This window comes from Paenibacillus piri, from assembly GCF_004354045.1.
GTDB lineage: Bacteria > Bacillota > Bacilli > Paenibacillales > NBRC-103111 > Paenibacillus_S > Paenibacillus_S piri.
This window is the reverse complement of the sequence record NZ_SMRT01000001.1, coordinates 1,039,806-1,064,034: the sequence shown is the minus strand read 5'-3', so window position 1 is coordinate 1,064,034 and position 24,229 is coordinate 1,039,806. Positions and strand designations below refer to the sequence as shown.

Below are 24,229 nucleotides of genomic sequence, written 5' to 3'. Positions count from 1 at the left end.
TTGCGAAAAAAAAAGGTGATCCAGATAATGGGATCACCTTTACTCATGCAGTTAAGGTATAAAAAAATAAACGGCATCTCTGCCGTTTTGGTTTTAGGTGTTGGTGGAGAATAGGGGGCTCGAACCCCTGACCTCTTCGCTGCCAGCGAAGCGCTCTCCCAGACTGAGCTAATTCCCCACGTATTAGGTTTAAAGAACTTTATTTTGGGTGCTAAACTGGTAATCGTGTTCTCCCAGCTGAGCTAAGGCCCCGTATTGGCGACAAAAATGATAATACCACAGGTGTAAGAAGGTTGTCAATATAATTGCCGCTTACACCTGCGGATTAATTATTATCACCGGTGCGATGCTTGGAGAGAATGTCGGTAAGCTCGCGCATAAACATATTGATGTCTTTGAATTGCCGGTATACCGAAGCAAACCGGATGTAGGCCACTTCATCGACCGGGTACAGCTGTTCCATCACATTTTCACCGATGTCGCGGCTGTCGACCTCCGCGTGGGCGGTATTACGGATTTGTTTTTCCACCTCGGAAACGATCATTTCCAGCTGTTCGACGGACACAGGACGCTTCTCACAGGCGCGAATAAGGCCGCGCATCATTTTCTCTCTGCTGAACTCTTCACGGCTTCCGTCCTTTTTAATGACGATCAGCGGTGTTTCCTCGACCATTTCGAATGTGGTAAACCTTTTCGTGCAGCGCTCGCATTCCCTGCGGCGACGAATCGACTTGTTCTCGTTCGCTGCCCGGGAATCCAGCACTTTGGTTCCTTGGTAGTCGCAATAAGGGCACTTCATTTGTTTTCACTCCTTCAAGCCCGGCAGATCTCAAAAATTGCCAGTGAATTCCTCTCATGAACTTTGGTTAAACGCGCATAATAGGTTTACCAACGACAAGGAGGTGAACAAACATGGCTCAAGGACAATCTCGTTCCAGCAACGTACTTGTTGTTCCTCAAGCGAACCAAGCGTTGGATCAATTGAAATACGAGGTAGCTCAGGAATTGGGTATCGCTATTCCTCAAGACGGTTACATGGGTAACATGGCTACTCGTGACGCTGGTGCGATTGGTGGTAACATCACTCGCCGCCTGGTACAAATCGCCGAACAACAACTTGCCGGACAATTTAAGTAATCATTTGTAGGAAGAAGTATTGGACAACAGGCTCCTTATGGAGCTTGTCCAATACTTTTTTGTTTATGCTCGGACATTCCCCATTCTTGTGCATAAAGCTTATGATATTTATTATAATAATACAAAACGCGCTGAATGTAATGTCTTGTTTCGCCAAAAGGAATCGCATCGGTTCTTTCCAGCGTTCCGTCCCATTCATTATTTTGCATCCAGCGGTTGACATTGCCTTGCCCTGCGTTGTAACCGGCGATAACCGCTACCGTATTGCCTTTAAATTGCTTGTGCAGCCAATTGAGATACCACGATCCTAATTGTATACTGACCTTGGGATTGTGTAAATTTTGTTTGTATTCGGGCGAAAAATGCCCCATCTCGACGATCCATTCCGAAGTATCCGGCATAAGCTGCATAAGTCCAAACGCGCCCTTCTTCGACTCGATATCGACTTTAAAGTTCGATTCCACACGAATAATGGCTGCGATTAAAAACGGGTCCAATTCATATTTCTCACTATTGAGCTTAATATCTTCCTCAAATCGGATCGGATACAGCATTCGGCCTACCATGGAGCTGCTCAAAAACATAAATATGACAAAGGCTGCCAGAAAAAGGGCAAACACCCGCTTTTTTCGCCAAAAGCTAATGCTCATAGAAGCCCCCTCTCCCGTAAAAATTGTTCCACTTGACTTTCCGTATGCTCAAGCGTCCCCTCATTGTCGATGACAATATCGGCCAACTCTTTCTTTTGCTCAATATCCATTTGCGCCAGCAGACGCTGCTCAGCCTGTTCGACGGATAAGCCGTCGCGCCAGATCAGCCTGTCCAATTGGACATGGCGGGGAACGTATACGACCATAACTTCATCATACTGTTCCTGCAGTCCCGATTCGAATAGAAGCGGAATGTCGGCCACCACCAGCTTGTCCGGATGCTGCCGCTCGTACTGCTTCACACGCTCCCGCATTAACGCCCGGATCGAGGGATGCGTAATGCTTTGCAAATCCTGCAACGCCTCCGGATTGCCGAAAACCGTCTCCCCCAGCTTTTTGCGATTCAGTGTGCCGTCCCCGTTCAGCATGTCCCCGCCGAAGCGCTCGACGATCAGCGCCAGGGCAGGGCTGCCGGGTTCGACAACCTCCCTGGCAATACGATCCGCATCGACCAGCAGCGCGCCGTGCTGAACCAGCATGCCGGATACGGTGCTTTTGCCGCAGGCGATCCCTCCCGTGAGACCTATGTTCATAATGTTCTCCTTATCGAAACAATTCGATTCGAACGCTCGTTCGAACGTAATGGTTATATCAGTTTCATAATTCCCATAATTATCAAAACAAATCCCGGAAAAACAGACATACGGCGAATCCATGACAAATCCGAATACCTGAACCCGATACGCAGGCCGGTAGCGAGAAATGCGCCGCTGGCAAACGCAATAACGGTCGAGGTCAGCCATGGCGTAAAGCCGATGAGCGCAGCCCCTATACCTGCGCCGAATGCGTCCAGCGATAGCGCCAAGCCAAGCAGCAGCGCCTCCGAGGCGGAAATATTGCCCGACCGGTCCATGTCGGCAATCGATGGGGTCCGTAAAATTTGAATGACGAGCCCAAGCCGCTTCAGCTCAATATAAAAAATTTCTTTTTTCGTGGCGGCGAGGGCCGCAGCCGTCAAATCTTCAGCATCCGCTGCGTCACCCTTTAGATCGGCGTCGGAGGCTTCCTTTTTCTCCATAATGACCTGGTAGACAGCCCATATGCCAATACCGATCAAGATCAGTCCGCCGATCGCCCTCGCATAGTCCGGATCGACAAGTGTGGCGATCCATACGCCGATCTGCATCGATATGAAAATAATGAGCCCGGAGCATGCCGATATGATCGCAACCGATAGTAGAGGAATCCGAATTTTACGCAAGCCGTACATGACGCCCACGCTAAAACCGTCCAAACTGACGGCCAATGCCAAAATCAACAAGGAAATGACTGGCAGCATAATTTAACCCTCCCGACCTGTTTACCCCTACTATATGGCAAATATGGGCGGAGGGTGCACGGTCATCGGACCGCGGCCTTTTTTACCCGTTTTTGTTTCAGCGGCTGACATTTCGGACAAAAGTGGGTGCCGCGTCCCGCAACGACGCTTTTCACGATAGGCCGGGCGCAAGTTTGGCAAGGCTCGCCTTGGCGGCCGTACACTTTGAACTGATGCTGGAACAAGCCGATCTCCCCTTGTCCGTTCACATACGATTTGATTGATGAGCCTCCTGCCGCGACCGCCTCCTTCAGCGTCCTTACAATCGCTTCGTATAATGCGGCAAGCTCGCGCCGGCTCAAGGAATCAGCTTCCCGCTCCGGGTGAATGCCCGCCATATAGAGCGACTCATCCACATAAATATTCCCGATGCCGACGATATATTCCTGATTGAGCAGCAGCGGCTTGATCTTCGTCGATCTCCCCGCCAGCCTGCCTTTGAACGCATCCAGTGTAAAGGTATCTTCCAACGGCTCAAGCCCGAGCTTATTCAGCGGTTTTTCCTCCAGCTCGCGTCCCTTCGGAAACAGATGCATCGTGCCGAACTGGCGGACATCCTTATACCGCAGCTCGCTGCCGTCCGTAAAATGGAACACGACATGCGTGTGCGGCTCCAGCGGATCGTTCCGGTCATACAGTCCGTAGCGCCCCTCCATTCTGAGATGGGAGACCAACGTGTAATCGTCCAGCACAAAGCGGAGAAACTTCCCTCTGCGCTCGACGCTGTGTATCGTTTGACCGGCCAGGAGCAGACAAAATTCGTCCGGCTCCTCCGGCAGCTGGATAATACGCCTCAAATTTACGGTAACATGGTCGATCTGTTTATCCAGCACCAATTCGTTCAAGGTCCGGCGGACCGTTTCGACCTCTGGCAGCTCAGGCATTGCATATCACCCCAATTTCTAATGAAGAATAACGACTTCGCCGTCCTTAGGGACGGGTTACTTGGCCTCATACCAATTGGAGCCCGTATCGACATCCGCCCGCAGCGGAACATCGAGCTCCAACGCGGTTTCCATAATATCCTTAACCGCCTTTTTCATCGGTTCAATTTCGTCCTCCGGCACCTCGAACACCAGTTCGTCATGCACCTGCAGCAGCATCCGGCTGTTGAAGCCGTCGCGCTTCAGACGCTCGTCCATTTGTACCATAGCCAGCTTGATAATGTCGGCCGCGGAGCCCTGGATCGGCGTATTCATCGCCGTCCGCTCGGCAAACGAGCGCAGGTTGAAATTGGATGCCGTAATTTCCGGCAAATACCGGCGGCGGTGCAGTAATGTCGTGACATAACCGTCCTGCCGCGCTTTCTTGACAATGTCGTCCATATATTGACGAACCCCTTGGAAGACGGCGAAATACTGCTCGATGAACGCAGCCGCTTCCTTGCGGGTAATATTCAGGTTTTGCGATAAGCCGTAATCGCTGATGCCGTATACGATGCCGAAGTTAACGGCTTTCGCCTGGCGGCGCATGTTGGCATCGACGTCGGATTCGGGCACGCCGAACACATCCATCGCCGTTTTCGTATGAATGTCCATGTCGTTGCGGAATGCTTCCATCAGCCGTTCGTCCTGCGATATATGCGCTAGCACGCGAAGCTCGATCTGCGAGTAGTCGGCGGTCAAGATCGACCAGCCTGGCTGGGACGGCACGAACACTTTGCGGATTTTGCGGCCTTCCTCGAGGCGGATCGGAATGTTCTGCAAATTCGGATATTGACTGCTCAACCTGCCCGTGGCCGCGATGGTTTGCTTGAAATACGTATGCACCTTGCCCGTATCCTCGCGCACCTCCTTGAGCAGTCCTTCGACATAGGTGGATTGCAGCTTCGCCAGCGTCCGGTAGTTCAGAATATGACCGACGACCGGATGGTAAGGCTCCAGCTTTTCCAATACCTCGGCATCGGTGGAGTAGCCGGTTTTCGTCTTCTTAATGACCGGCAGCTGCAGCTTCTCGAATAAAAGATCTCCGAGCTGCTTTGGCGAATTGATATTGAATTCCATGCCGGCTGCATCGTAGATCGATCTCATGATCGTGTCCAGCTGACCTGCCAGTTCGACACCGTACTGCTTCAATCCATCGACGTCGACCTTAATGCCCTTTTCCTCCATCGACGCAAGCACCGACGCCAAAGGCAGCTCCAGCTCATAGAACAGCCGGTGCATCTCGCCGGTCTCCAGATCGCGCTTCATCGGCTCCAGCAGGCTTTGCACGGCGGTTACCTTGCGGCATAAATGGTCGCACACGACTTCAGCCGCGGGAACCTGAAACTTCGCGCCCTTGCCGAACACGTCCTCGTCCGCCTTCAGGACGGGGAGGCCGTATTTCGTCGACAGGCCGTTCAGCGTCAGCGCAGACTCGGTCGGATCGAGCAGGTAGGCGGCGAGCAGCACATCGAACGATGTGCCGCACAGACGGATACCCTGCCAACATAACGCGACCTCTGCCCGGTGCTGGTCATAGACGGCCAACGTTTTGTCCGACGAGGCGATCCAGGTCCGCAGCGCCTCCGCGTCGGCCGACGCATCGCTTAGCACTTCGAACGGCACGTAATAGCACGTGCCGCTTGCCGCAAGCGCGATGCCGAGCACATAGCCGGTGTGCGGATTGTCGCCCACCACCTCGACATGGAGCGCATCGACCTGCGGCAGCGCCTCCAGCAGGTCCGGCAGTCGTTCCCGATCGACGGCAACCGTCGCGATCTCCGCCTGGGCGGGACGATCGCCGTCCGGCGAATCCGGACCGGAGAAGTCCATTTTCTCCAGCAGCGATTTGAACTCCAGCTTGCGGAACATATCCGCCAAGGCTTGTCCTTCATAGCCGGAGTACGTCAGATCATCCCAGGTGGACGTCAAAGGCACCTCGCGGTATATGGTTGCGAGCCCTTTGCTCATTCTCGCGTCGTCGGCATGCTCCACGATCTTTTCTTTCATTTTGCCCTTCAGCTGGTCGGTGTTGGCCAATACGCCCTCCACCGACTCGTATTCGTGCAGCAGCTTGAGCGCAGTTTTCTCGCCGACGCCCGGAATGCCCGGGATATTATCGCTCGTATCGCCCATCAGCCCTTTCAGATCGATGATCTGCTTCGGCGTGAGGCCGTATTTTTCCATAATATACGGCGGGTCATACAGCTCGACCTCGCTGATTCCCTTGCGCGTCAATGCGATGGTGACCTGCTCCGAAGCAAGCTGCAGCATATCCTTGTCGCCGGTTACGACGACGACTTCGATATCGCCTTTTTCATCGGCGACCCGCGTTAACGTCCCGATAATATCGTCGGCCTCATAGCCGTCCAGTTCAAATTGGGAAATACCGAAAGCTGTAATCAGCTCTCTCAGCAGCGGGAACTGTTCGGACAGCTCGGGCGGCGTTTTGGCCCGCCCGCCTTTATAATCCGCATAATCCTTATGTCGAAAGGTCGCTTTACCCGCGTCGAATGCGACCAAAAAGTGAGTCGGCTTTTGTTCGTCCAGCAGCTTTAACAGCATCGTCGTAAATCCGTAAACCGCATTCGTATGCAGTCCGCTTGAATTGCTCAGCAATGGCAGCGCGAAAAAGGCGCGGTAGGCAATACTATTGCCGTCGATAATGACCAATTTAGACATGATTACACCCCATTTTCCATACTACCTCCATGATATCATAGGACAACGCAAGAAGAAAAACTTATATTGCAATTCATGTCCTTGGGGGTGATGCCAAAAGCTGGCGCATAAGCATAATTATAGAGAAACAGATGCAAGCACGGGAGGTAGACGTTTATGAGCCAGTCCTATCCGATTCGTGAAAAAAAAGCGATCTGCTTTGACGTTAATCAAACTTTGATTTACCAAGGCGTTCATTTCGAGCAAGCCTTCATCGCGGTCTGGGACGATTATTTCGCCCGTTCGTCGCGGGACAGCGGCTTTCCGCAGCCGGATAAGCTGTGGTCCGCCTATCAATCCAAGTGGCAGCAGCACAAAAAGCTGCGCGGCGGCAAGCTCCATCTCGACGATCTGCAGCAAAAATGCCTCAATGAAGCGCTGCAGCAGCTGGACGTGCCGGTGCACCAGCAGTTTGCCGCCGATTTTTTTCAAATGCTGCGGAATCACCGCCTGGCGGCCAAATCGTTGGCGCCCGGCGTATTGGATACGCTCCGCCGGCTCTCTTCGCACTACAAGCTGGCCATAATCAGCAACAGCCCGCGCAGCGATGTCGTCCATCTGCTGAACCGGTTCGGGCTAACCGGCTATTTTCCGGACGACCGGGTTTTTACGGCACACAAGCATTACGACAAAAAACCCGGCAGCTCGCTGTTCAAAACGGCGATTCATACGCTCGAATTGTCCCCGAAGCAGGCGGTAATGGTCGGCAACTCATGGAAGCACGATGTTTGCGGCGCTGTGAAATCGGGAATGGATGCCGTATGGATTCAGCGGCAAATCGATACGCAGCCAAAAAAAATTTCCCAGCAAAAGCTCGGGAAACGGAATGTGTACTGTATTCAGCAGATCGATCAGCTGCTGGAGCTGTTCGGATAGGCGGAGCCGACGGGCTCGCCGTCCTCTTTCGCCGGTAGGCCGATCCGGGCGCTGACATATACGCTGCCTGATTGCGACTTCGAGCGCTTTTTGAGCCTGGCGGACGCCTGGGAGATTTCCTCCAGGGTGACCGGCGAAGCATTCTCGCATACAAGCAGAGATAAAGATAAGGTGACGCCGCTCGTTGCCACCCGGTTGCCGCTGCGGTCCTCCACATACGACCAATCCTCATCTTCGTAAAACATCCGTACCCCCTCATCGAAGCGGCGGATCACCTCCACGCACAGCTTTTCCGGCATGTCGGTCGAGGTGAGCGCAATAAAATCATCGCCGCCGATATGCCCGACAAAATCAAACGGTCTGCCGCAAACGACGATGGCCTGCTGAATGACATCGGCGGTATATTGGATGAGCTGATCGCCCTTTTGAAACCCGTAACGATCGTTAAACCATTTGAAATAGTCCAGGTCGGCATATATCGCGGAAAACCGTTTATTTTCCTGCAGACGCTTGTTCAGCTCGCGGTGAATTTGGAGATTGCCCGGCAAACCGGTCAACGGGCTCGCCACTTTGGCCGTCTCCATTCTTGCATTCGTGATGTATTCGAGAATGGAGCGGATCGAAGCGGCTCCCGCCAGCCTGCCATCGCTCGTAATGAGCACCAGATCATACAGGTTCGTATCCCGCGAGGTCGCCAGCTGGGATACGGTTTCGACCGGCATATGCTCGTCCACGATCAATGGGCCGTCGTCCATGACCTGATCGATCGTCCGGTTCCAGAATAACGAAAACCCGTATTGACCCGCGAGCTGCTGAAACAGCCGTTCACGCATGATCAAGCCTACCGGCACCTCATCGGAAACAACCGCGGCTCCGGCCGCTTGGCCGTTTTTCTTAAAATAATTGGCCACCTCCGAAATGAGCGTTTTCCGGTCGAACTTTTGGATCGGGGTGGTCAAATCCTCGATCGCCCAGGCGCTCCCCGCGTAGTCGTGAAGCTTCCGCTGCTGCACAATTTGCTGAATCAACCCGGGCGCGACATCCGCTTTTTCCGTACCCGGCTTGCCAAGCAGATAACCTTGCCCGTAATGCACGCCCATCCGCGTTAAAAACAGCAGCTCCTCCTCGCATTCGATCCCTTCGGCTATCACTTCGATATGAAGCTTCCCGGCGAAGGCTACGAACGTTTCCATCATATACTCTTTCGTTTTATGAAGATGAATGTCCTGCACCAATGAACGGTCCACTTTAATGAAATCCGGATGAAGCTCCGCAATCGCCTGCAGCGACGAGTATCCGGCCCCGGCATCGTCGATGGCGATCCGGTACCCTTGGCTGCGGTAATGCTCAAGCACCTGCTTGGCCGCTGCAAAATCGTGAATGGAGCTGCGCTCCGTAATTTCAAACACGACATGCTCAGGCTTAAGTCCCCGGTCCCGCAGCAGCTCGATCGTTTTCCCTGCTGCAAACTGCGGGTCCTGCAAACTGGCCGCGGGAATGTTAATAAACAGCAGCTCGCGACCGCCCATGGCCAGTGAGTTGCGAATGGCCGTCTCCCGAGCCAGCCTGTCCAGCGGGTATATCAGACCTTCCTTCTCCGCATACTCGAACAGCCGGACAGGAGACTCGAAGCCGCTGTCTTCCGGCACCCGGGTCAGCGCCTCATAGCCCGCAATGATGCCGTCTTTCAAAGATACGATAGGTTGGTAGACGGTATGGATTTGTTTGTGCCGAAGTAATTGCAGAAACTGCTCGCGGGCAAAAGCGTGCTCTTCATCCCTCTTCATACTCCGATTCATCTCCTGATCAGCCGCCATGTTCATCCCTACTTCAGTCAAATTTGATGGTCAGATTTAACTATAGCATAGGAAATTTAACCCAGTGTAAAAAGTCCCTCTTGCGTTTTTTTAAGTTTATGTAAAGCCGCCATGAGGACCAGTGAACTCGTTCAGCTTTGCTGAACATCGGGGAATCTGATGGGGACTCTACCCCACCTGATTCAAGGCCCACCTTGGAGGTTGGGGTCTTAACCCGATAAAATCGTAATCCGATAAACCGGGACGGGTTTTGACGATCGTATATATTGGCGGAAAAGCAAACGAATTGAAATGCAAGCGTGTATATCGAATGAACGGATAAGGCAGCATAAAGCAAGAGGCCGATTTGCCAGCCTCTTGCTTTATGTTTAACCGACTGCTACATATTCAAATCTTTGCGCTTGCCCGTCACCATATAAATAACGCCTTCGCCGATATTGGTCGCGTGGTCCCCCACGCGCTCCAGGTAATGCGCCACGAACATCAAGTGGGACAACTGGCGGTTGCGGATCAAGTCCTGGCTCATCAAGCCGATAATTTCGGTCATCAGTGTGCTGAAAAGCTTGTCGATCTCGTCATCCTTTTCCGCAAGCGCAGCGGCCCGGTGAATATTGCCCTCCGTATAAGCGATCAAGCTTTCGTGCAGCATATTTTTGACGAGCAGCACCATTTGCGGAATGTCCTCAAGCGGCTTGATCAGCTCTTCGCCGGAGAGCCGGATTGTTATCTTGGCGATATCCACCGCATGATCTCCGATCCGTTCCAGATCGGTCGCGATCTTCATCGCCATACCGATGAGCCGCAGGTCGCTGGCCATCGGCTGCTGCAGCGCGATGAGCCGCATGCATCTTTCCTCGATACCGAGCATCATTTCATCGATAACATCGTCTTTGGAAACAATCTCTCTGGCCAGACCCTCATCCAATGCGGACAACGATTCGACCGCTTTGGAAATCGACTCCTCGACACGGTCCCCCATGCTTAGCAAAGCTGTTTTTAATTCGTCGATTGATTGGTGAAACATAACCCGCGTATCCATTCTATACCCCTCTCTCAGGGCTTTCTGTAAGAAAGCCTGCATCGTAAGCATTCGCTTTGGGCTTTCCGAAGGAAAGCCTGCATCGTAAGCGTGTTATCCGAAACGCCCCGTAATGTAGTCTTCCGTCCGTTGATCGGTCGGAGCCGTAAAAATTTTATCCGTCTGATCGGACTCGATCAGCTCGCCGTTCAAAAAGAAAGACGTATAGTCGGAAATTCTCGCTGCCTGCTGCATGTTGTGCGTTACGATAATAATCGTATATTTCTCTTTAAGCGTCTGGGTAAGCTCCTCGACCTTCAACGTCGAGATCGGGTCCAAAGCCGAGGTAGGCTCATCCATCAAAAGAACGTCGGGCTCAACGGCCAACAAACGCGCGATGCATAGCCGCTGCTGCTGACCGCCGGATAAGCCGAGAGCCGATTTATTCAAACGGTCCTTCACTTCTTCCCATAGCGCGGCCTGTCTCAAGCTTTTTTCCACAATTTCATCCAGCAGCGCTTTTTTCTTCGTTCCGTGAATTCGCGGTCCGTAGGCAATGTTATCGTAAATGCTCATGGGAAACGGATTGGGACGCTGAAACACCATGCCGACCTTTTTGCGCAGCGAGACGACATCGGTCTCCTGATCGTAAATGTTTTGACCGTCCACATAAATTTTGCCTTCGATTTTAACAATATCGATAAGGTCGTTCATTCGGTTCAGCGTTCGAAGAAATGTGGATTTGCCGCAGCCGGAAGGACCGATTAACGCAACGATCGAATGATTGCGGATGTCAAGAGCGATATTATGCAGCGCCTGATTTTCGCCGTAAAACAAATTGAGCTTTTCCACTTTAATTTTATGTTTTTCTATCATGGTTTATTTCCCCCCGGTCAGTCTTTTTTGCAGCATCCGGCTCGGAATACCGATCAGCAGGTTGAAGATGAGGACGACGATTAGCAGCAGCGCTGCGCTGCCCTTGGCGATTTGTTTGGCATCGGGCACGATCGCCTCGGATTGCACATACCAGAGATGAGTCGCAAGCGTCTCGCCCATCGCCAACGGATTCCAGTCCGGAAAATGCCGTGAAACGGACAAGCCGGCCGTGTAGATCAAGATCGCCGACTCACCGAGGGCACGTCCGGCGACAAGCGTGATGCCTGTGATTAACGTAGGCAGCGCCGCCGGAATCAGCACTTTGCGGATCGCCTGCCAGCGGGTCGAGCCGAGTGCAAGCGAAGCCTCCCAGTACGAATCGGGTACGGAGCGAAGCGATTCTTCGGTTACCCGTACAAGTACGGGCAAATTCAGCAGCGATAACGTCGCGGCGCCGCCGATGATCGAAAATTTCAATCCCATCAAATTGACGAACAGCAGGAAGCCGAACAGACCGAATACAATGGACGGTACCGAGGACAACGCTTCGACCGAAATGCGGATGAAGTCGGTGAACCGGTTTTGTTTGGCATAGATGGTCAAGTAAATGCCGGCCCCGATGCCGATCGGAACCGAAAACAATAAGGATAAGAACAAAATATAGAACGAATTGAACAGCATCGGCCCGACGCCGCCGCCGGCCATAATTTCCTGAGGCTTGCCGGTAATAAAATTCCACGACAGCTGCGGCAGCCCGTCGCCCAATATGCGAAACAGAAACCAAGCAAGCAGCAGGATGATCAGCACGCCGATAGCCCAGAAATAAAAGGTTGCAAGGCGGTCCGTTGTTTTACTCGTCACTTCACTTCACTCCTCTTGGAAACGATCCGAATCGCTATGATCATCGACAGGGAAATCAGCAGCAGCACCAGCGCCATCAAGTACAACGCATTGTTCCATGTCGTGCCGTAGTTCGTATTGCCCATATCTTTAACGATCGCGGTCGTCAGCACCGTAGTCGATTCAAGCAGCGACCCCGGCATTTGCGGCGAGTTCCCGATCACCATGAACACCGCCATCGTCTCGCCGATCGCCCGGCCCATGCCAAGAATGATGCCGGTAATAATGCCCGGCCGCGCTGCGGGAAGGAGCACTCTCCAGATCGTCTGCCAGCGCGTCGCTCCAAGCGCCAACGAGGCTTCCTCCAGACGGCCCGGCAGGGCGCGGATCGCATCCTCGGATATGGACAGGATCGTCGGCAATATCATAATCGCGAGTATGATCGCAGCAGGTAAAATCCCGTAGCCGATCGTCCCGGTTATTTCAGCCAATGCAGGCACGATGACGGTCAAGCCGATCAACCCGTACACAACCGACGGGATCCCGACGAACAGGTCGGTGGCCGGCCGCATAATCTCGCGCATCCAATTGGGCGCGATTTTCGCCATAAATACCGCTCCGGATAGCGCCAGCGGCACCGAAAGGACGACGGACAGCAGCGTCAGCAGCAGCGTGCTGTACAAAAAGGCGAAAATACCGAACTCGCCCTTTGATGGCGTCCATTCCGTCGAGAAGAAGAACGACCAGGGCGATATATCGTTGAACGTCTTTACACCCTGGATTCCGACGAACGAAATGATTGAAAAAATAATAGCCGCCACGAGAATTGCGCTCCCGACGAACAGCCATTTCATCCCCATATCGTTGCGATTTTGTTTTTTGGTCCACTGGCTCACTTGTTTATTCACTTTATTTCTTTCCGCGAGTTGATCAGCAAAAGAATTCACAACCCCTGCCCCCTTAATCATTTATTTACAAACGGCGGAATTCGCCGGACGCTCCAGAAACCGTTCTTTACCTTCACGCTCTACTCATCATAGTGGACGAATGTAAACACCGTACAAATGAATTGTTAAGGGAATGTAAAAATTATCGGTCATCGACACAATCCGCCATTGTCCTCCAAACGGCAGAACAAAGTCCCCCAAAAGTGAAGTGAAGCACTGAAGCGAATTCCGCTAACCCGTGTCCACCGGGTTTCGTCAAGAGTGCAAACAACTCTTGACCTTACTTTTGGGGGAGCCCCCGATTATGCACGGAAATATGCTGCGCATAATTTCCTAAACAAAAAAAAGACATGGTCGAAACTCAACCATGTCTTTTTGCCTGGCGTATCGTATAAACAATTATTTTTTCAACAGGTTTGCAGGTAAAAACTTCAGTTCTTCAACTCGCTTGGTTTGGAATTCGGTGCCTGTTACATAGTCCAGGAACGCTTTAACCGCATCCTTGGCTTCGCCTTTTGTATACATATGCTCTACGCCGTACAGCGGGTATTTGCCGTCTTTGATCGCATCTTTGCTGAATGCAACGCCTTCGAATTTCAAAGCTTTGATCGAATCGTTCAGGTAAGGCGTATCGACATAACCGATCGAGGCTTTCGTCGAACCGACCGTCGTCGCAACCGCGCCGCTGGATTCTTGAGTAACGCCGTCTTTTGTAAATTCTTGGCCGCCAAGAACGATTTGCTTAACGAGCGCTTTCGAGCCCGAGCTGTCGGGACGGTGAACAACTACGATCTTCTCGTCTTTACCGCCAACGTCTTTCCAGTTCGTAATTTTACCCATGAAAATGTCGGCTGCTTGCGCTTTAGTCAAGTTTTCTACGCTGACATCCTTGTTCACAATCAATGCGAACGGCGCGATCGCCGCTACGTGGTCAACCAGGTTTTTGTCTTTATACTCAGGACCTGCTTCAATGTCGGAGTTACCGATATCGGAGGTACCGTCGGCTACGTTTTTCAAGCCTGTTCCGGATCCGCCTGCAGTTACGTTAACAGTTACCTTCGGGTTTTTCTCCATAAATTCGGTTGCCGCTTGTTTCACCAGCGGAAGCAGTGCGCTGGATCCCGATGCCGTTACGGTGCCGCTCAATTCTTTCGGCGGTTCCGGTTTTTTGTCCGGTGTTTGTGCTGCCGATCCGTTGGCCGGCGCTTTTGTGTCTGGTGCTGGCGCTTTACTTCCGCAAGCCGCAAGTACCCCCATCATTAAAATTGCGATAAGTACGAGTCCAAATCCTTTTTTCGAGAAATGCTTCAACATCTCTGCATGTCCTCCCTTTATCCATCTGTTTTTGTTTACAGAAGTTATCTTATCAACCGATTGTAAAGTACAAACCCGTGAAACGTTAACGGAATGTAAAAGTTTAATCGTGACAAAATGTATACCTGATTTACGGGACTTTTAACTCTTCGTTAACAAAAAGCGCGGTCTGGCTTAATAAAATAGTCCTAATATGAAGGCATACATAGAGAAAAAAGTAGAAGAGTCTATCTCATGAAGATGACGGAGGGGTAACGATGATGAAAAACAAACGGGTTTGGAATGTACGCGAGCTGTCCGGTATGACGCTGCGAATGAAGCTGCTGTCAGGCTTTACTTGCATGTTGATCCTGTTCCTCGGCACAGCGCTGTACAATTTGTTTCAAGTGCAGGAAATTAAAACGCAGCTCAACCTCCAAAATAACAAAGTGGAGCTGAAACTGATGGCTCTGGAGCTGAAAGAAATGGTGCAGGAGCTCAATATTATCGCCTCCGGTTTGGAAATTTCCAAGAAGGTCGAATACATTCCTATATATAATGAAAAAAGAAAGCTGTACGACGTGATGATCAAACGGATCGGCGATACCGCGACGACTCCCGAGCAGGCCAAATGGCGCAGTCAATTGATCGCTTTGACGGTAGACTACACCAATACGTTCGATGTCGCCGCGAAGCTGATTCAGGAAAAGTCGCTGCCGCCCGCGGATCTCGATAAAAATATGGAGTATTTATATAATGAATCGCAAAAGCTGATGGGGGATATTTTTACAAATGTCGACCAGTTTTACGTAACGTATTCCAGGGATGCCGAGCTCGCCGTAGCAGAAACGGAAAGTTCGCTTGACCGGACGGTTACCGTTATGTTGATTGCCTCCTTGCTTGTCGTGGTTTTCAGCGCGGCGATTGCAACGGTACTGATCCGCTCGTTCGTTTCTCCGATCAGACGTTTGCAGCAGGCCGTCCAGTCGATTGCCGAAGGCGATCTTCGCTACAAAATCAACAGCCGTTCGCAGGACGAGCTGGGCGCGCTCAGCCGAAGCTTCGATCATATGATCGATCAAGTGCGAAGCATGCTGGCCAATACACAGGCGATTGCCTCGTATTTGTCGGAGCATTCTTATACATTTCACGGCTTCTCCCGTTCGACGGCGGCGGCCAATGCCGATATTATCCGCGCCATTGATGAAATTTCGAGCGGCGCCGACCAGCAAGCATCGCATTCCGAACAGAGCTCCTACATTATTGCCGAATTGGAAAAAGAAATCGAAACGATCTCCGCGTTCAGCCAAACCGTGCAGAGCCGCAGCCGCGAGGCGGCATTCAACACTCATACCGGATCAGCTTCGATGGAAGCGCTGAAGCAAGCGACGGGAGCTTCCCAATCCGTATTTGAGAATGTATTCCATGAAATGGAAAGCTTGTCTTCCCGCTCCTCGCAAATTAGCAAAATCGTCAATACGATCAGCGATATATCGCATCAAACGCATGTGCTCGCAATTAATGCCGCCATTGAAGCGGCGCGGGCCGGCATTCATGGCCGCGGCTTCTCGGTCATAGCCGAGGAGGTCAGACAGCTGTCGTCGCAGACGGGCGAATCGTCCAAAATGATCTCGTCGATCATCCGCGCATTATTGGATCAAATCGGAGGGCTGGAACTGCTGCTGAGCGATGCAAGAGCCTCGTTCGACCAGCAAAACGGAAAAATGTCCGAAAGCATGGATGCGTTCCGGCAAATTCGCGGCTCGATGGACGAGCTGTCAGGACAAATTGATCTCATACAGGAGCAAATTGCGAGCACCAAGTCGAAAAACGGGCTGCTGGTTGAATCCGTGCAGTATGTAGCCGCGATCGCCCAGGAGACGGCGGCAGGCGTCGAGGAAGTCAGCGCGGCATCCGCTCAGCAGGATACGGCCATTCATCAAATCGCATCGCAGGCCGACGATATTTTGTCGCTGTCGCAACAGCTGTTCGAAGAAATCAGCCGGTTTCGGATCGGCGAAGGAGAGGAGCTTGCGCTGTCGGCAGGCGATGCGAATGCATCCGGCGGGCAGTCGATAAGCACAGCAATATCGCCGGGTGGTGGCGAGAATTTACCAGGCGAAGCGAAAGAGCATGTGAAAGACGAAGCCCCGGTACGAAGCACAGCCGAAGCGGAGCGTGACGCGGCTAAAGGAACAGCCGGCGGGCAAGAGCAAGGCGAAGCCATGGCGGCGGACGGCAATGGGGCGAAGCGAAACGCGACGGAAAGCGGCGAGCGTGTGACGGGCCAAGCGGAGCCAGTTGCAGCAGGGGCGGCGGGTACGGCGAAGCGGCGCCGGCCTTCGCAGACAGTGACAGCGGCACCCGCAGAAGCGGCCGCTTCGGGAGCCAGATCCGAGGCGGCTGTCAGGTCCTTGACTGACACCAGGCAGGAGCGCGAAGAAGCCAAGCTGGCCGCTGCCGGAACAGCCAAATAATCAGGCGTTAAACAGGGGTTCCCAACACGGATCTCCCTGATTGGAACAGCCTATAGATATAGAACATGCCGCAGGGAGCTTTATTTTTCCAAGCTCCCTGCGGCATATTTTGTTGACTTCAAGTATTCCGCATCAAACTATTTTTTCCGCTCCTTTAAGGAGCCGAGCGTCGCATTTTCGGGAATGTTGATGCCGCGTCTTTTCGGCACGGACACCCGCTGCGACATGTAGATGCCGGTATGTCCCGAAAATAAGTAGCTGACCACACAGGCCAGAAACATATAAATCGCCGCTTCGGCGCCGAACAGTTCAAGTCCGAGAATAAAGCAGGCGATCGGCGTATTCGTCGCCCCGCAAAATACGGCGATCAGGCCAAGACCCGCCAGAAATGGGCCATGCAGGTCCAGAAACGGGCTCAACGCGTTGCCGAATGTAGCCCCGATAACAAACAGCGGGGTCACCTCACCGCCTTGAAAGCCTGCGCCTAATGTAACGGCGGTAAAGATCAGCTTCCATAAAAAAGCGAACGGCGCTGCCGTTTGTTCAAAGGAATCCTTTAGCAGCGGCAGCCCAAGGCCCAAATAATCGCGGGTGCCGATCGCATAAGTAAGCACGATAATGATGCCGCCGCCGACGAAGCTTTTCACAACCGGATTTGGAATCGCGCGGGAAAACCAAAGCTTCAGCTTATGAGTCAGCTCGCTGAAGCATAAGCTGATCAATCCGAACAGGATGGAAGCCGCGGCCACTTTCAGCAATACGCCGGCCGTGACGGCAGGGACAAGTCCCATGGCATAATGAGCATGCCGGATGCCCCATGCGGTCGTCACGCTGTCGGCAACAAGACTCGCAACGAAGCAGGGCAGAAGCGCCTCATAGCGGATGAGGCCGATGGCCAGCACCTCCATGCCGAATACCGCCCCGGCCAGCGGCGTACCGAACACGGAGCCGAAACCGGCGCTGACTCCGCACATCAGCAGTATTTTTCGGTCGGCCGTACCGATGCGAATAAGCTTGCCCAGCCATTCGGACAAGCTGCCGCCCATCTGTACCGCGGTCCCTTCCCTGCCAGCCGATCCGCCGAACAGATGGGTCAGTACCGTACCCCCCAGCACCAACGGCGCCATCCGAAGCGGTACTGTTTCGTGACCTTGATGAATTTGTTCCAATATGAGGTTATTCCCTTTGGAGCTGCTTTCTCCATATTTCCAATATACCCAGCTAACGAAGGCGCCGCCCAGCGGCAGGAAATACAGCAGCCAAGGAAAGCTCATTCTCGCTCCGGTAGCCGCATCCAAACTGAGTAAAAATAAAGCGGAAGCGGAGCCTGCCAACAAGCCTACCGCACTTCCAATTACGGTCCACTGCAGCAAATGTTTCATTACATGCAGAAACAGCCTGCTATGACCGGCCAATGCCGTAAGCCACCTTCCAATCCGCAACATCATTTCACCCATTCGCTCCCCGCTGTTTCCCGCAAATAATCATACCGCTATCCCCATGCTGTCCATCCGTACTAGTCTCCGATACAGCGGAAATCAATTATTTCATGGCGCGGAATGAAACGGCGGTTCCCCCGTCGGGAATACTCTCTATTTGAAGTCCCCGGCCATATAGCTGCTTCAGCCTTCTATCCGTATTCAGCAGCCCTACTCCTCCGCGCTTCCCTTCCGTATTGCGATATAATACCGTCTGCAAGGTTTCGTCGCTCATCCCTATTCCGTCATCGGCAATCGTAATGTCCGCATACTCCGGGTGATCGGAAATACAGATTCGTACCGTTCCGCCGCGGGAACGCTTCGTTATTCCGTGCCTGACGGCATTTTCGACAAGCGGCTGGATCGACAGCGGCGGAATGTCCAGATCCATATTCGGGTCCACTTCCCATATAACCTGGAGCCGCTGATCGAACCTTGCCCGCTCGATGAACAAATACGAACGAACAAGCTCCAGCTCGTGATGAATCGGAACCAGCTTCTCCGTGTTGGCAAATTGAAAGCTGGTTTGCAAATAATTGCCGAAGGCATCCAGCAGCTGACGCATTCTTTCCGTATCCAACTCGCTTAATGCCGCTATCGAGCTTAATGTATTAAACAGAAAATGCGGTTGAATCTGTGCCTGCAGCCACGCCGCTTCCATCTGCATTCTTTCCCGTATGGATGCTCTCAGCTCGGTCAAAGCCTTCACACGCGACTTCAACTCGTCTGCTTCCACCGGTTTCATGACATAATCGTTTGCTCCTGCCTGAAAACCGGCTTGAATGTCCTCGGGACGGCTGCGCGCGGTCAGAAGAAGAACCGGCAGCTCGGAAATGGAGAAGCGCAGGCGAATTGTTTGCGTCAGCTCATATCCGGACATCCTCGGCATCATAACATCCGTTATGACAAGATCCCAGACATGGTTATCCAAAATCGAGAGCGCCTCTGTTCCGCTTGCAGCTGTTACAATTTCATAATGATCGGAAGCCAGCAGATTGACAAGAATACTCAAATTGATTGCATCGTCATCTACCGCTAATATCCGCGCTCGATCATTACGGTCCGAATACACTTCCGTTTTAATCGGAGTCTGTCCGACTTCGGGCAAAACGGCCGGAGCCGCTTCCGAATAAAAGAGCGGCGGCGTATCTCTGCCTCCTATCTCTCCTTCGGCAGAAGGATCGGCAAGCGGCAGCGTGAAGCTGAACACAGATCCTTGACCTGCAGCGGAGCTGGTTTCAATATGACCGCCGTGAAGTTCCACCAACTGCTTGGCTATGCTTAATCCGAGACCGATACCGCCGCCGATTGCCGTAATTCCGGAATCTCCCTGCTCGTAAGGTCGGAATATTCGTTGAAGCGTTTCCTCGCTCATCCCGATTCCCGTATCTTCAATGACGATTCTCGCGTACCCGTCTCCCCCAGCTTCGGCTCTGATCGTCACACTTCCTTCGTGCGTATACTTCACCGCATTGTGCAGCAGATTGAACATCACCTGAATCAGCCGGTTCTCATCCGCTATGACATACGGGAACGTATCCGGAATACGGTTGATCAAGCGAATCGGCTTGCCTTCCGTCATGAACCGAAGCATATCCAACACCCCCGAGGCAACGGCTTCCAATTGGAGCCGGTTCGTATGCAGCACAATTCCGCTCTCGCGAAGCCGGCTCATATCGAGCAGATCGTTCAGCATATAGGACATGCGTCTGCCGACCGTAATGAGCAGATCCAGACTCTGTATATTCCTTTCGTCAAGTGCGGCGTTCCCGTTATCCTTCATGCTTTGCGCAATATTTAATATACCATGCAGCGGATTTCGTAATTCGTGGGAGGTATTCGCCAGAAAATCGTCCTTTTGCTTGTCGGCCAGCTGAAGCATGCGAGCCAGCTTCTCCGTTCGATTGGCCGTCCTCATATAACGCTTGAACCAAAAAGCGGCAAAGGCAAAAAAGGCGGCGATCAGATCAATCGGATAAAAATACATGTCAACCGATTTGATCATCCCGAAGTAGTTCCACAACATATTGATCATGACAAACGTCGCGCCGGATAGCAAAAATATCGTGTCTTCTTCACCGCGCAGCGTGGAGCGGACGGGCAGCCATACCAAAATTACCGCTCCCGCAACGCCGGAATTAAAGATGAACAGGCCGATCGGCGCAGCGTACTGTATGGGCAGCACAAGAATACAGGCCGCCAGAAGCGCGCAAATTACGGAATACCACGCGTTTATTCTCGGCATTGCATAGTTCGGCAGCAGGGCGTTCGCAAACCGGACAAGCGAAAAGTTAATGCCGATGAAGGATAAATAAATAAGCTTGACATACAAGACGTAAGAGATCGGCAGCCAGGTCAGCAGAAGCCTGTCGTCGGAAAGCAGCGTCATCAGGATGGTGCTGAAATTGAGCAGGGCGAACAAAAGCAGCACGCTCTGGCGCGCACCGATCCAATAAAGAATGAACGCATACAACATATGAATAAGCAGCACGGTGCACAACAGCAGCTGCATACCCATAGAAAACAACAAACGGCTTTGCAAGGCGTCGCTTGGGCCGAACAGCAAAGACTTGACCAGGCCTCCGGCCGTGTCGTTATGGAAGTTGGCGACGTGGATCACGAGCTCGACCTGATCGCGGCCGGTATGGAACGAAGTCGTATACGGCCGCTTGTTCGGTATATATTGCTCCGCGACTGCTGCCGGCTGTCCGGAATGTCCGCGCGAGATGCCGTCGACAAAGAACTCGGACGAGACCGTAATTTCCTGGATGCGAACGGCGAGCAATCTGTCCGCTTGCGGATCCATCAAAATACGCAGACGATAGGAACCGTAGCCTTGCATTGTCGGCGACGATGCAATCTTCCAGTTGCCGGGAACGCGGATATATTCCTTTTCCGCACCGCTGTCTTGATCCGGCAGGTCCGGCTTAATCAGCCTGTCGGGATAAAATTCCCACTCCCCGTCGAGTGTGATCGGGCCGTTTTCCTCCAGACTCCAGCCCCGCAAATCCAGCACGCCCTGCACGGCCTTCGGATGCTCCGGCGTCGCCTGCAGCGTAATCCATACAAGACGCACGACTATCAAAACAAGTATAAAAATTCCAAGAATAAGAAAGGTTGTACGTTTTTTCATCATACTTCAATAATTCAACGTCCCGGTGCCGATTCCTTCCTCCATTTCGGCTTTTATCGCATGTCCGGCCGGAGCTGCGCCTTACTCCATTTTCGTATGGGCTTCGCGATACTGGCCTGGAGTTACGCCTGTAATTTTACGGAAGGTCCGGATGAAGCCGGTCGAGCTGTTGTAATTAAGCCGCTCAGCGATTTCCGAAATTTTCAGATTCGTCGTTTCGAGCAGCTGCTTGGCCATGCTTACACGATAATCGGTCAAATATTCGATGAACGTAACGCCGATTTCCTTTTTGAATACCCGGCTTAAATAGACCGGATGGAATTTGAGCTGGTCTGCACATGATTCCAAGGATATATCCTGATCGTACTGCTCGTGGATCATTTGCACCATCTGATGCGCGGTATTCAAATATTGCGATTCCACGCGCTGCTTGACGAACGCGAGCGTCGGCGGCAGCAGATCTTTTTTAAACCAGGCCGAAATGCCCTGCACCGTGTTCAATTTCATAAAATGGGCGACCGTCGAGTTGGAGCCGACCAGTTGATCGAGCGAACCGCCCTGCTGCTGCACAAGCTGGTAAATCCGGGTAATGAGCTGGAGCATCAAAATTTGAAAATCGTTGAACTGCACCCCGCGGTCCATAATCGAGGAAACGTACTCGTCAAAATGTTGAATGGCCGCAACGTCGTCCCCGCCTTTGAGCGCATTGATCATATAATCCTCGACATGATTCAGCGACGCGATCGCACTGCCTTTATTCCCGCTTACGGTTTCAATGTCGTCATAGTGAAGAATGATGTCATTGCCCAGACTGATTCTTCTTTTTAATGCCTCGAGCGCCTCGGTATAAGCGTCCATGGCGCCGGTATATTTGACGAACGGGCGGCTGATGCCGATGCTTATATTCAGCTGCAGCAGCTCATGCACCTTCAACTTGATCAGCTCGGACGTTTCGTAGAAAACCGCCTTCAGCTCCTCCGGATCTTCCTTCTCGCTCGTCATCAGCGACACCTGGGATTGATCCAGCAGCAGCGCTCCGACCATACGGTCGGCGGGAATCAGCTCATTGACGATATTGTTGATCGCAAACAGCAGAAGCTCTTTGTCCCGGTCCAAATAACGCGAACCTTGGAGCGTATCGATCTGCAGCGTCAGCACGGCCAAAGCTTTTTTGCGCGCGGTAAAGCCGTACGTATCGCATTTGAACGAAAACTCGCTTTCCGTAATCTGGCCCATGAACAGCTTCAGCAAAAAAAACTCCTTCATCTGGGACATCTGCACCCGATGCAGCTGCTCAAGCTCCTTGCGCGAGCTGAACAACGTGTGAAACCGGTCCTCCAGATAAGCGAATTCGTCCCTTTTCTTCAAATCGGCCGCTCCATCGCCCAGCTCCTCCATCGTGATGAACAGCTTGCGGATCGGCGTATACATTTTCCGGCTGCCGTACCAGGCGGCGGCTGCGAACAAAATGAATATGGCGAGGCAGGCGTTCAGCGTAATTAAAGCAATCTTTTTGGATTCCTTCGTGATGGCGTCGATAGAGACGACAGAAACATACGACCAGTTATTGTACTGCGCAACTTTATAGGTAACCGCCAAATCATTGCCTTTAAAAAAGCCGCTGGAGCCGGTGGCGCTTTTCAGGTTAGCAATCATATCATCCTGCAGCTTCGGCGAACTGTAGCTGGCCAAAAAAGGCTCGCGCTCGGCGTTAAGCACATAAATGCTACCCAGCTGCTGATTTTGCGCCAAGTAGCTCTCCAATACGCTGTACGACATATTAATGATCAGCATCGCACGCGGCTTGGATGCGGCCGCAGCAATCGGGAGCTTTACTACGAGCCGGATCGTATCCATGGCGAGATTTTCCCCTTGGGCCGGCGGTTTTTCTTTGGCTGGATCGTATGCGGTCCAAAATAAGTTTTTGGAACGCATGATATATTCATCGAGCACATCCTGGTTGGAATAGCTTGATGCGGAAGTAAAGCCGCGGCTGCTGATCATCCAGTCCTGCTCCAGGTTGATCAAGTAAGTTCCCGAAACGCCTGCCAACGATTGGACATGGTACAACCCTTTGGCAAGGTCGGTGATCGTGCCGAAATCCTCACTCGTAATATTCGAATAAAGGGAATCGAGCACAATCGATGAATTCAAATATTGAACTGCGGCCAGCTCCACGCTTTTCAACACCTGCTCGATACGCATCTGGTTTTGCAGCAGTATTTGCTCATTTCCTTTATTCACTTTCAGCTCGATATCTTTCGAAGCGATATAATACGATATCGTCCCGATGGAAGCTACGGGGATGAACACGAGCAGCAGAGTGAACACTAGCATGCGGTACAAATATTTAGGCAATTGGGGACAGCTCCTAGCTTGACTATATTAAAAGATTGCCTTGCCGAAAACATAAACCGTAAAATTAATTATAGCAGAAACAAACCGATACGGCGATGCCTAAACCGCTTTCACGGCAGCCGCTCGCTTAGGGACCGCTGCGCGTGACGGTCGTCCGCTGCGGCGATCATGATACGGCTTCGCGGTCTTTAAGGGACGGGCACATCAATCAAGTTTGGCAAGGCAGGATGAACGGGATACTTACAAGGATAAACGGCTTCGCGTCCTTCGGGAACGGAAGCATTTGTCAAGGCTGTGCGAAGCAAAA

General features: G+C 52.3%; 18 protein-coding genes and 1 tRNA gene. 3 read left to right on the top strand and 16 right to left on the bottom strand.

Annotation, left to right across the window (positions count from 1 at the left end; translation table 11 throughout):
* Positions 1-101 precede the first annotated feature (101 nt).
* Together E1757_RS04435 and nrdR are read right to left on the bottom strand one after the other, a co-directional pair.
* Positions 102-178 (bottom strand) — tRNA-Ala (locus E1757_RS04435).
* A 147-nt stretch (positions 179-325) separates the two neighbouring features.
* Positions 326-799: a transcriptional regulator NrdR gene (gene nrdR, locus E1757_RS04430; RefSeq protein ID WP_133225573.1), complete on the bottom strand. Its 474-nt coding sequence runs from the start codon at positions 797-799 to the stop codon at positions 326-328.
* Positions 800-912: 113 nt separating this feature from the next.
* On the opposite strand from nrdR, the gene E1757_RS04425 reads away from it, so the two are divergent.
* The gene (locus E1757_RS04425) at positions 913-1,137 is read left to right on the top strand and encodes an alpha/beta-type small acid-soluble spore protein (RefSeq protein ID WP_133225572.1); all 225 of its coding nucleotides are present in this window, start codon (positions 913-915) and stop codon (positions 1,135-1,137) included.
* A gap of 35 nt (positions 1,138-1,172) precedes the next feature.
* Here E1757_RS04425 and E1757_RS04420 read toward each other — a convergent pair whose 3' ends face one another.
* The 5 genes from E1757_RS04420 to polA form a co-directional block, all read right to left on the bottom strand.
* Positions 1,173-1,781 carry a lytic transglycosylase domain-containing protein gene (locus E1757_RS04420; protein WP_133225710.1) on the bottom strand — a complete coding sequence of 203 codons (609 nt, stop codon included), beginning with the start codon at positions 1,779-1,781 and terminating at the stop codon, positions 1,173-1,175.
* Positions 1,782-1,783: 2 nt separating this feature from the next.
* On the bottom strand, positions 1,784-2,380 hold the full coding sequence (gene coaE, locus E1757_RS04415) for a dephospho-CoA kinase (RefSeq protein WP_133225571.1): 597 nt from the start codon (positions 2,378-2,380) through the stop codon (positions 1,784-1,786).
* Positions 2,381-2,433: 53 nt separating this feature from the next.
* Positions 2,434-3,126: a sporulation membrane protein YtaF gene (ytaF, locus tag E1757_RS04410; protein WP_133225570.1), complete on the bottom strand. Its 693-nt coding sequence runs from the start codon at positions 3,124-3,126 to the stop codon at positions 2,434-2,436.
* A gap of 62 nt (positions 3,127-3,188) precedes the next feature.
* A complete protein-coding gene (gene mutM, locus E1757_RS04405; protein ID WP_133225569.1) occupies positions 3,189-4,049 on the bottom strand; it encodes a DNA-formamidopyrimidine glycosylase in 861 nt (286 codons plus the stop codon).
* Positions 4,050-4,106: 57 nt separating this feature from the next.
* Positions 4,107-6,770 carry a DNA polymerase I gene (polA, locus tag E1757_RS04400; protein WP_133225568.1) on the bottom strand — a complete coding sequence of 888 codons (2,664 nt, stop codon included), beginning with the start codon at positions 6,768-6,770 and terminating at the stop codon, positions 4,107-4,109.
* 156 nt (positions 6,771-6,926) lie between these two features.
* Here polA and E1757_RS04395 point away from each other — a divergent pair, with 156 nt between their 5' ends.
* Positions 6,927-7,685: an HAD family hydrolase gene (locus E1757_RS04395; RefSeq protein WP_133225567.1), complete on the top strand. Its 759-nt coding sequence runs from the start codon at positions 6,927-6,929 to the stop codon at positions 7,683-7,685.
* On the opposite strand, the gene E1757_RS04390 is transcribed toward E1757_RS04395, so the two are convergent.
* From E1757_RS04390 to E1757_RS04365, 6 genes are all read right to left on the bottom strand, one after another.
* Positions 7,661-9,472: a bifunctional diguanylate cyclase/phosphodiesterase gene (locus E1757_RS04390; RefSeq protein WP_165971950.1), complete on the bottom strand. Its 1,812-nt coding sequence runs from the start codon at positions 9,470-9,472 to the stop codon at positions 7,661-7,663. The two genes, E1757_RS04395 and E1757_RS04390, sit on opposite strands and share 25 nt — an antisense overlap.
* Positions 9,473-9,881: 409 nt before the next feature.
* The gene (phoU, locus tag E1757_RS04385) at positions 9,882-10,541 is read right to left on the bottom strand and encodes a phosphate signaling complex protein PhoU (protein ID WP_133225565.1); all 660 of its coding nucleotides are present in this window, start codon (positions 10,539-10,541) and stop codon (positions 9,882-9,884) included.
* Between the two features lie 93 nt (positions 10,542-10,634).
* Positions 10,635-11,396, bottom strand: coding sequence for a phosphate ABC transporter ATP-binding protein PstB (gene pstB, locus E1757_RS04380; protein ID WP_133225564.1), 762 nt, complete (start codon positions 11,394-11,396; stop codon positions 10,635-10,637).
* Positions 11,397-11,399: 3 nt separating this feature from the next.
* Positions 11,400-12,257 carry a phosphate ABC transporter permease PstA gene (pstA, locus tag E1757_RS04375; protein WP_133225563.1) on the bottom strand — a complete coding sequence of 286 codons (858 nt, stop codon included), beginning with the start codon at positions 12,255-12,257 and terminating at the stop codon, positions 11,400-11,402.
* Positions 12,254-13,183: a phosphate ABC transporter permease subunit PstC gene (gene pstC / locus E1757_RS04370; RefSeq protein WP_133225562.1), complete on the bottom strand. Its 930-nt coding sequence runs from the start codon at positions 13,181-13,183 to the stop codon at positions 12,254-12,256. Before pstC ends, pstA begins: the two co-directional genes overlap by 4 nt.
* Positions 13,184-13,582: 399 nt before the next feature.
* On the bottom strand, positions 13,583-14,497 hold the full coding sequence (locus E1757_RS04365; protein WP_133225561.1) for a phosphate ABC transporter substrate-binding protein: 915 nt from the start codon (positions 14,495-14,497) through the stop codon (positions 13,583-13,585).
* A gap of 257 nt (positions 14,498-14,754) precedes the next feature.
* Between E1757_RS04365 and E1757_RS04360 the strand changes: the two genes are divergently transcribed.
* On the top strand, positions 14,755-16,953 hold the full coding sequence (locus E1757_RS04360) for a methyl-accepting chemotaxis protein (RefSeq protein WP_246079007.1): 2,199 nt from the start codon (positions 14,755-14,757) through the stop codon (positions 16,951-16,953).
* 137 nt (positions 16,954-17,090) lie between these two features.
* Here E1757_RS04360 and E1757_RS04355 read toward each other — a convergent pair whose 3' ends face one another.
* The 3 genes from E1757_RS04355 to E1757_RS04345 form a co-directional block, all read right to left on the bottom strand.
* Positions 17,091-18,335 carry a voltage-gated chloride channel family protein gene (locus E1757_RS04355; RefSeq protein WP_220446483.1) on the bottom strand — a complete coding sequence of 415 codons (1,245 nt, stop codon included), beginning with the start codon at positions 18,333-18,335 and terminating at the stop codon, positions 17,091-17,093.
* A 160-nt stretch (positions 18,336-18,495) separates the two neighbouring features.
* Positions 18,496-21,567 carry an ATP-binding protein gene (locus tag E1757_RS04350; RefSeq protein ID WP_246079006.1) on the bottom strand — a complete coding sequence of 1,024 codons (3,072 nt, stop codon included), beginning with the start codon at positions 21,565-21,567 and terminating at the stop codon, positions 18,496-18,498.
* Positions 21,568-21,645: 78 nt separating this feature from the next.
* Positions 21,646-23,922 (bottom strand): AraC family transcriptional regulator, encoded by a 2,277-nt coding sequence (locus E1757_RS04345; protein WP_133225560.1) that lies wholly within the window; start codon positions 23,920-23,922, stop codon positions 21,646-21,648.
* Positions 23,923-24,229: the final 307 nt, after the last annotated feature.